Source organism: Natronomonas sp. (assembly GCF_036625485.1).
Taxonomy (GTDB): domain Archaea; phylum Halobacteriota; class Halobacteria; order Halobacteriales; family Haloarculaceae; genus Natronomonas.
The window spans coordinates 1-8,816 of sequence record NZ_JAZKTR010000107.1 but is presented as its reverse complement, the minus strand read 5'-3'; the positions used below and the strand labels follow the sequence as shown (position 1 = coordinate 8,816).

General features: G+C 62.5%; 10 protein-coding genes and 1 tRNA gene. 7 read left to right on the top strand and 4 right to left on the bottom strand.

What is annotated here, in order from left to right:
- Window positions 1-114: 114 nt before the first annotated feature.
- On the top strand, window positions 115-1,332 hold the full coding sequence (gene sufD, locus V5A53_RS10670; protein ID WP_332313595.1) for a Fe-S cluster assembly protein SufD: 1,218 nt from the start codon (window positions 115-117) through the stop codon (window positions 1,330-1,332).
- Window positions 1,333-1,433: 101 nt separating this feature from the next.
- Here sufD and V5A53_RS10665 read toward each other — a convergent pair whose 3' ends face one another.
- Window positions 1,434-2,426, bottom strand: a complete 993-nt coding sequence (locus tag V5A53_RS10665; RefSeq protein ID WP_332313594.1) for a hypothetical protein — start codon at window positions 2,424-2,426, stop codon at window positions 1,434-1,436.
- A 117-nt stretch (window positions 2,427-2,543) separates the two neighbouring features.
- Here V5A53_RS10665 and V5A53_RS10660 point away from each other — a divergent pair, with 117 nt between their 5' ends.
- From V5A53_RS10660 to V5A53_RS10640, 5 genes are all read left to right on the top strand, one after another.
- Window positions 2,544-3,029: a ferritin-like domain-containing protein gene (locus tag V5A53_RS10660; RefSeq protein WP_332313593.1), complete on the top strand. Its 486-nt coding sequence runs from the start codon at window positions 2,544-2,546 to the stop codon at window positions 3,027-3,029.
- Complete coding sequence (locus V5A53_RS10655; protein WP_332313592.1) at window positions 3,026-3,463, top strand: metal-dependent transcriptional regulator; 438 nt, start codon at window positions 3,026-3,028, stop codon at window positions 3,461-3,463. The genes V5A53_RS10660 and V5A53_RS10655 overlap by 4 nt, the downstream gene beginning before the upstream one ends.
- Window positions 3,464-3,955: 492 nt before the next feature.
- Window positions 3,956-4,267 carry an HNH endonuclease gene (locus V5A53_RS10650; RefSeq protein WP_332313591.1) on the top strand — a complete coding sequence of 104 codons (312 nt, stop codon included), beginning with the start codon at window positions 3,956-3,958 and terminating at the stop codon, window positions 4,265-4,267.
- Between the two features lie 34 nt (window positions 4,268-4,301).
- A tRNA-Gln gene (locus V5A53_RS10645) sits at window positions 4,302-4,374 on the top strand.
- A 79-nt stretch (window positions 4,375-4,453) separates the two neighbouring features.
- The gene (locus V5A53_RS10640; protein WP_332313590.1) at window positions 4,454-5,446 is read left to right on the top strand and encodes a hypothetical protein; all 993 of its coding nucleotides are present in this window, start codon (window positions 4,454-4,456) and stop codon (window positions 5,444-5,446) included.
- 116 nt (window positions 5,447-5,562) lie between these two features.
- Here V5A53_RS10640 and V5A53_RS10635 read toward each other — a convergent pair whose 3' ends face one another.
- Entirely contained in the window at window positions 5,563-6,282 is a 720-nt protein-coding gene (locus V5A53_RS10635; RefSeq protein ID WP_332313589.1) for a GNAT family N-acetyltransferase, read from the bottom strand.
- Between the two features lie 106 nt (window positions 6,283-6,388).
- Entirely contained in the window at window positions 6,389-6,994 is a 606-nt protein-coding gene (locus V5A53_RS10630) for a metal-dependent hydrolase (protein ID WP_332313588.1), read from the bottom strand.
- Between the two features lie 208 nt (window positions 6,995-7,202).
- On the opposite strand from V5A53_RS10630, the gene V5A53_RS10625 reads away from it, so the two are divergent.
- Complete coding sequence (locus V5A53_RS10625) at window positions 7,203-7,913, top strand: HD domain-containing protein (protein ID WP_332313587.1); 711 nt, start codon at window positions 7,203-7,205, stop codon at window positions 7,911-7,913.
- A gap of 6 nt (window positions 7,914-7,919) precedes the next feature.
- Here V5A53_RS10625 and V5A53_RS10620 read toward each other — a convergent pair whose 3' ends face one another.
- A complete protein-coding gene (locus V5A53_RS10620) occupies window positions 7,920-8,591 on the bottom strand; it encodes a LysE family translocator (RefSeq protein ID WP_332313586.1) in 672 nt (223 codons plus the stop codon).
- Between the last annotated feature and the right edge of the window lie 225 nt (window positions 8,592-8,816).

The window sequence follows — 8,816 nt, the reverse complement described above, 5'->3', positions numbered from 1 at the left end:
AGCAGATGATCGTCGCCGGCTTCATCGAGCCGATCACCGAGGAACTGCCCATCGAGTACGCGGTCGAACTCAACCGCCTCATCGAACTCGAAATGGAGGGTTCGCTCGGCTAATATGAGCACGCAGGTACACGCATCCATCGACGAAGCCACCGTTCGCCAGATCAGCGACGAACTCGGCGAGCCCGAGTGGCTGCTGGAGACGCGACTCGACGCCCTCGAGGCGCTCGACGAACTGGCCTTCCCGGACGTCATCCAGACGCCCGGCCGCAAGTGGACGAACCTCGAGGACCTCGACTACGAGGCCCTCGTCGACCCCCTCGATGCGACCGAGGAGAAAGACCAGATCGGGCCCGACGAGATCGACGTCCTCCCCTTTGCGGAGGCCATCGAGGAGCACGGCGACCTGCTGGAGGAGTACTTCGGCAGCGTCGTCGACCCCGAGAAGAACTACCTGACGGCGCTTTCGACGGCGCTGTTCACGACCGGCACCGTCATCCACGTCCCCGAGGGCGTCGACGCGGAAGACGTCACCATTCGGACGACGATGACCTCCCGGTCGCTGTTCAACTACACGCTCGTCGTCGCCGAGGAATCCTCCTCCGTGACGATTCTGGAGCGGCAGGAAACCGCCGAGGACGTCGACGGCGACCGCTACTACAGCGGCATCACGGAACTCGTCGCCTCGGAGAACTCCTACGTCCAGTACGGTAACCTGCAGGACCTCGACGAGACGACCTACACGTACTCGCTGCGTGAGGCCGACGTCGGGACCTACGCGACCGCAAGCTGGATCGAGTGCAACGTCGGCTCGAAGCTGACCAAATCCTCCGTCGAGAGCCACCTCAACGGTGACTCCTCGGAGACGAAGATCGTCGGGGCCTTCTACGGCCACAACGACCAGCACTTCGACGTCGACGCTCGTGTCTGGCACAACGCCGAGCACACGACGGCCGACCTCGTTACCCGCGGCGTCATCGACGACCGGGCCCGCTCGGTCTACGAGGGCGTCCAGGACGTCGGCCGCGAGGCGTGGGACACCAACTCCTACCAGCGTGAGAACACGCTGATGCTCTCCGACGAAAGCGAGGCCGACGCCTCCCCGAAGCTCATCATCAACAACCACGACACCGAAGCCTCCCACTCCGCGACGGTCGGGCAGGTCTCCGAGGAGGACATGTTCTACATGACCTCTCGGGCCCTCCCCGAACGCACCGCGCGGAACATGCTGGTGGAAGGGTTCTACGTCCCCGTCTTCGAGGAGATCGAAGTCGAGGAACTCCGCGAGGACCTGAAGGGTCGGATTCACGACCGTCTGCAAGCACGAGAGTAATCGAGTGCTTGCATGGCTCGCGAGAGCTTCGCTCTCGCGGTGGGTTCAGGCCCGCGAATAACGCGCGTCGCTTTTCTTTGATTTGTGCGGTCCATCACCGCTTAGCGGTCGGTCTCTCCGTGGGTTTCGCGAAGGATGAAGGGACCGATAGAGAGGGTTCGTTCGGTTACCGTCGCGATACGGAGGACGTACGCCAAGAGCACGGCGAACGGTGAGATGACGACGGCCGCGGCCCCACTGACGAGTAGCACGCCGGTATTGACAGCGAGGATGGAGTCGGTGAAGACGCCAACGTCGACATAGAACACGACGCCGAGGGCGACCAAGAGCGAGGGGACGGCGGCATAGAGGACGGTCCGCGAGAGGTCGATGAGTTCCGACTGGAAGTAGAGCGTCTTGAAGTGTTCACGAGTGGGAGCGAACAGTTCCAGCGCGTCCGCGAACGCCGCCAGCGGTTCGCGGGTTCCATCGGGGAGTTCCTCATCGTCGAGGAATCGTCGCGCAACGTGGAGTTTCCACGAATAGTTGAAATCGAGGGCCGCACGGACGACCTCGAAATTGCCGAATTCAGCCCCTTCGAGGCGTTCGGAGACGGCTTCGGCGTTTCGAACCGTCTCTTCGAGCATCGAGTCGAGGTCCTCCTCGAGGGGGCCCGAATCGCGGACTGCCTCGGCCCGGGTCCCGATCTCCTCGACCATCTCCTGCAGGAACTCGGAGGGTTCGACGGATGGAGCCTCATCAAGGAGGTCGCGAACGTCGTCGCGGAACGTCATCGCGTCATCCATCCGGTCGCGCTGGTCGCCGACGGCACCGAGTTCCTGCGACAGCACCAATTGATTCAGCGTAAGCACGAGCGTGACGCCGGTGACCGTCGCGCCGATGAGCGCCTGAAAGGCGGTATCGACCGAGTCGGTCGACCGAAGCGCAGGTTCGGCACTCGGGACGACGAGCGACGCGCCGACGAGACCGACGAAGACGACTCCGACGATGCCGGCAGTTATCAGTTTCCGGTCCGCACCCAGCAGGAGATACAACACTGCGGTACTCCGAGGTGACCGCTCTCGCATCCGATCTGCCGGTTCGTCGGCTGACATACCGGCCCTTCGTCCGGAGCGTGCAAAAACGACGGGCCAAGGGGAACCCCTTAAGTCGCCACGGTGCCGAATCGTGAGTATGCCCGACGCACGACGTGTCGACCGCGAGGTGGGACGATGAGTCTCACGTACCCGGTCGCGTCGGATCACCAACTCGCACGACTCCTTCAGATCGGGATGGTGCTCGAGGAGGTGGTCGAAGCCCGCGCCCACAAACACTACGAGACGCTGGACGAGGACGAACTCGGCGAGGACATCAGCGAACTGCTGAGACACGCCGCCGAGGAATCCGAGGAACACCGCAAACGACTCGAAGCCCTCGTCGACGAACTCGATGCCGAACCCGTTGCCTACGAGGAGATCGAGACGCTCGTTGCCGCCCGCTACGAATCCGATACGGACTTCGACGGCGTCCTCTACGACCAGCTCTGCAACGAGGAGACCGCCTACAAGTTCTACGACGACCTCATCGACGCCATCGAGGGGTCGGACGTCGACTTCAGCATCGACCGCGACGAACTGCTCTCCGTCCTCCGCGACATCCGCGAGGAGGAAAAGGAGGGCGTCGAGGACGTGACCGAACTCATGGAGGAGCGAGCATGAACACGCAGGACCAGTATCTGAAAGCCATCTACCTCATCCAGGAGCAGGACGACGGTCCAGCATCGACCGGGGATATCGCCGACCTCCTCGAAGTGAGCCCCGCAAGCGCCAACGAGATGATCGGCAAACTCGAAGCGCGCGACCTCGCGGACCACGAAAAGTACAAAGGCGTCTCCCTGACCGACGACGGCATCATGCAGGCCCGCGATGCCCTCCAGACCTACTGTATCATCGAGCGCTTCCTCTGGGAAGTCCTCGAAGTCGAGGATTTCCGGACCGAAGCCAAACAACTCGAAAGCGTCATCGACGAAACCGTCGCCGAACGCCTCGATACCATCATCGACCGACAGGATTGCTGCCCGGACTGCTTCGACGCCGAGATGGACGCCTGCGAGTTGCTCGACGTCGAACTCGAATCCGAAGCGGCGGATTAGTTTTACTTTCACTTCGTTTGGGTTTGGTTTAATCGCTGTTAGATGGTTAGCCAGTCTATGGCCCATCCTTGCCCAACCTGTAAGAAGACGTTAGCTACCGAACAAGGCAAGCGACAACACCACACCAAGGTTCACGGCGAACCACTCCCGAATCGGGAATGCAAGGGGGTGTGGAGTAGAGTTCTACGACGAGAAAGCTCGGTTGGAATACTGCGACGATTGCGATCCGAACGCGGGCAAGAATAACGGAAACTGGAAAGACGCGAAGAAAACCACGGCCTGCAAAGCGTGTGGTGACAAATTCGAGTATTATCCATCCGATAAGGAGGGTCACTTCTGTTCGGACTGTGTCAAAACAGAGGGTACGTTTCAGGGAACCCGTTTCTGGCGTCGAGCCGAGCGAATCGAGCGGGCCTGTGACTACTGTGATGAAGTTCGGGAGGTCTTGAAATCCGACGTTGCTCGCGGCCTAAAACGATTCTGTAGTCGCGAATGCCTCTCGCGGTGGATGTCAGAAAACTGGCGAGGCGAATCACATCCCGCGTGGGAAGGCGGGGCTCGGAATACGTCGGCCGCTGGCAGTCGATTAAAATGGAAGCGTTGGAACGGGACGATCATGCATGTCGACGTTGCGGGAAAACGAGAGAAGAGATAGGAAAGGAACCGGACGTCAATCACCTTATTCCGGTTCGTGCCTTCGACGATCCACAGGAAGCCCATCGGCTACTCAACGTAGTATGTCTTTGTCCGAGTTGCCATAGCACAGTCGAGCATCAAGCGGAGGTGAGTGGACTTGAAAAGTAAGCCTATTGTACGGCGGACAAGTACAATCGAGTGGAGCCCTGTGGTGTAGCGGCCAATCATAGAGGCCTTTGGAGCCTCTGACGGCAGTTCGAATCTGCCCAGGGCTATTATATATATTCGTACATTAATACGGCGCACCACCAAACTATAAATCGACGGCAAATTCATTTCTCGGTAGAGACGCCCATGCACCCCGACCCGAACGATCCGGACGGAGACTGGCCGCTGGCACCGGGCGAACCGGGCCGCGAGGTCTGGTACTCGCTTGTGAGCCCACAGGACGCGTCGGTCGCCTTCTGGTACCGATACACACTACTGTCGACCGAGAGCGGCCGGCAGGAGGGCCGGGTGTGGGCGGCGCTGACCGACCGCGAGAACCCCGCGGAATCGGCGTTCGTCTCCGAGTCGTTCGCCTTCGAGGACGTCTGGCCCGACAGCGACCCCTTCGAGTTGACCATCGGCGACAGCGTCCTCACCTCGTCGTCGGCGACCGGCGAGGTCGGCGACATCGCGTGGGACCTCGAATACGACCCCGACACCTACGCGTTCACGCCGCTTCGAAGCGAGACGCTGACCGAGATCCTCTCGAAGACCATCGGGACGGGCAAACACTGGAGTCGAAATGAATCGGTGTTCATGGACGGCAAGATCACGGTCGGCGACCGGACCATCGGACTCGACGGGGCGCCGGGCCATCAGGGCCACACCGTCTCCTCGAGGAGTCCGCCGGAGGACTGGACGTGGGTTCAGTGCAACGACTTCGCCGACGAGGAGTCGGCCGTCCTCGAAGCCCTGCGGCTGGACGACAAGCTATCGCTGTGTTTCCGTGTCGACGGCGAGATATACCCCCTGAATCGGCTCAAACACGTCATCCCGGTGAGCCCGTGGGCGAACGAGATAGACCACGACGAGGTGGGTCATTGGCGCTTCCGCGGCGAGGGCGAGGGCATCGAACTACAGGTGACCGTCGAATCGCCCGAGGACCACTGGCAGAAGGTCTCCTACATGGTCCCCGACGATTCGCTTCGCTACAACGCCCATTGCTCGCTGTCGGACGTGACAGTTACCTATCAGAAGGACGGCGAACCGGCCCGGACCATCACGAGCAACGCGGCCCGCGCGGAGTGGGTGAGCGAGGAGCCGCCGCTAGAAGGCGAGTATCAGCCGGATTGGGACTGATACGCGACGACAGCCGACTGAAAACACTGGACGACTCGATGTGACCGCGACCGCCGGAGCGGCCGTCGGGGTCCGTCACGGGCTCCCCGATCTGTCGACGGCCCCCTATCGTGACGCTACCACGCGGCGTCCCATCGCGTCGGTTTCAGGGTGTTGCCGCAGTTCTCACACTGCAGTCCGCCCATCGAGCCCATCGAAGTGACGAGACTCTCACAGGCGCCACAGTAGTAGCCGTACTTGTCCTCGCGTTCCTCGTCGGTGTAGACGGTGTAGAATGCACCCTTGGAACCGCGTTCGCTGTCGTTTCGGTCGATGTAGAGCTCCTGGTCGTCGACGACGATAGGCTGGATCTCGATGGAATCCTCGTCGACGTAGATGTTCTCGACGTAGGCAGTGCCGTCGATCTCGACGGTTCCCTCTCCAACCTTGGTGAGGCCGCGGTCCTCCCAGAACCGATTGCCCTCGGAGTTCATCGCCAACACGAGCCCGCGGATGGTCTCGGCGCCGGCGTCCTCGAGGCGTTCGCGGGTCTCCTCGTAGAGCTGGTGGCCGATCCCCTCGCCGCGGTACATGGCGGCGACGTGCAGCCAGTGGATGTCGCCACGGCTGTCGACGAGAACGCTCTCCGAGAAGGCGACTGGCTCGCCGTCCCTCTCGGCGATGAGCATGACGACGTCATCGTCTTCGAGATTCTCCGAGAAGCTATCGACGCCGTACCACTGTTGGATGGCGCCTTCGATAGTAGAGGGACTCAGCGAATAGGACGCTTCCATCGAACGAAGTGCGATCGACCGAATCGTCGGGCCGTCGTCTTCCGTCGCTTCACGGACTTTCATGATGGTGGCTTACACACCGGGGCGTCATAAAACCGAACGCTGGCCGAAAAATATGAACGAACGACCAACGGCGCGACTATAACGCGAACACCTCGTGACCGTGGTCCTACTCGTGCAGGTAGCGCTCGGGGACGTACTCAGCCAGCGGTTCGGGCACCTGACTGAAGACGGTGGGCGCGAGGTTCGCGAGGTGTTTCCGCAGGAGGACGTAGCTCGTCGCGATGGTGAGCGCGACGCCGACGACGGGGACGAACGCGCCCTCGAGGACGGCGAGCAACGGGAGCCCGACGACCAGGGAGAGTGCGAGGTCACCGCGGGAGCCGTCGTAGGCGATGAAGCGGCGCGGGGAGAGCCACCTACCGCTGGCGTGGTCGTAGACGGCCTTCTCGGAGGTGCCTTCCCACGGGCGGAGTTCGAGGCCCCCACCGTAGATATCCATCCGACAGTGGGCCGCGGCCGCCAGCAGGCCGAAGGCGACGGCGAGGGAGACCGGCGTCGTCCAGACGAACGCGGCTGCGATAGCCGGCACGGCGGCCAGCGGGTAGAACGTCGGGTAGTGAAGCGACTTCCGATGGCCGGCGTACATGTCCAGGTCGGGGAGGATACCCCCTACCAGCGCGCCCAGAAGCGCCGCTGGGGCGAGTTCGGGCGCGTACAGCGCCAGCGGGGCGGCCAGCGCCAACCCTACGAGCGCATGTGTCGGCAGCATCATACATCACCGAGGAGGTGATTCGCGGCTATAAGGTCGTCGGTGAGTATTTAAACCCACGCTGTTGTGTACCACGGTTACTTATAAATATATAGACCCGAAATGGTGCGAAATCGGTTTATGCGCCCACCGCAACGCTAAAAAGTCGAACCGACCTTTCTTGAACTAAGATGACCGACGCATACGACTCTTTCACCGTGGGGGTGGATATATGGGTGTCGAAATAAGGGAAGCACCCGTCTCCGACGACGAGTTCGAGGAGATGAAGCAGTTCGTCCACGATTATCTGGCCGCCAGCGTCGAAAGCGAAGACGAGGGCGGCCGGATGCGGTGGTATCCGTGGCACTCCGCGGAGTACCGCTACAACCACATCCTCAACGTGGCCGAACTGGCGACGGAGATCGCCGAGCAGGAAGGCGCCAACGTCGACGTGACGCGGGTTGCGGCCCTCTTCCACGATATCGCGAAGCTCGAAGCCGAACAGGACGTCCACGCGGAGGCCGGCGCACGCGTCGCCCGCGAGTACCTCTACACGCGGACGGACTACCCCGAATCGTTCGTCGAGCAGGTCTGCAGCGCCGTCGAGGACCACTCCTACGAGGGCGACATCGAGGAGATGCCGCTGGAGACCCAGTGTCTCATGGAGGCCGACCTCCTCGACAAGGTCGGTGCCAACGGCACCACCCTCATGCTGCTGCGGATGGGCTACGAGGCCCGAACCCACATGGACGCAAACGAGATGGTCGGTCGCGTACTCGAACGCGGCGAGGACGCCATCGAGCGCATCCGGTCGGACACCGCCGAGAGCATGGCCCACCAGCGCATCAAGCGCGTCCGGTGGTTCAAGGAGTGGCTCGAAGGCGAGATCGCGGACGTCGACCCCGAGGCCGACGCCGAACCGGACATCGACCCCGACATCTAGGCGCGCTCACAGCGAGGTGAGCGTGCCCGCCGCGTCCACGAGGAAGAAGACGCCGAAGCCCGCCAGCACCAGCGCGCTCCCGTAGGCGACCACCGGCGCGAGCGCGTCGACGCGCTTGCGCGCCGACACCAGCGCCGCCGGAAAGCCCGTTATCCAGACGACGATGCCGCCGAACAGCCCGACCAACAGCGTCGGGTGCCCGGTCTGGACGACGATAAGTCCCGCCAGCGCCTCGCTCGCGTAGGACAGCACGTCGACTTCGCCGGGCGCGAGCAGGCCGACGCCGACGGTGAGCCAGAAGAGGATCTGGTAGGGGTTGGTCAGCGCCAGCACGAACGCCTTGCGGAAGCCCTTGCTTTCGTCGTCGAGGTCGTCAGCCCGGAAGGTCTGGTGGGCCCCACGCACCGCGCCGTAGGCGAAATACAGCATCAATATTCCCCCAATCCCGACCATGAGGCCGTGCAGTATCGGCAGGCGTTCGATGGCCGCGACGACGCCGACAAGCGCCAGCACGAGGAAAGCGAGGTCGGCGGTCATCGCTCCCAGTCCGGCTTTGAATCCCGCGTCCCAGCCCCGCAGCACCGACTCCTCGGCGATGATGGCGTTCATCGGCCCCGGCGGCGCCGCCAGCGCCAACCCGAAGACGATGCCAGCCAGAAACGTCGATACGAGCGTCATTGCCACTCAATTTTCGATGGGTGACTAAAAACGTGGCGTGGTGGGACGTCGCGACATGGTTTCGGGGAGAGATAAGGCCAACAACAGGACGTAGCTCTGGGAAACAAGCAATCAGTTGAGCATCCGCCGAGCGGGGCGCTTGAAAAGCGCCCCCGAGGCGGTTCGCGGCGACGAGCGAAGCGAGTCGCCGTAGCGCGCACGGACTAGAGGCGGCCGCAGGCCGCC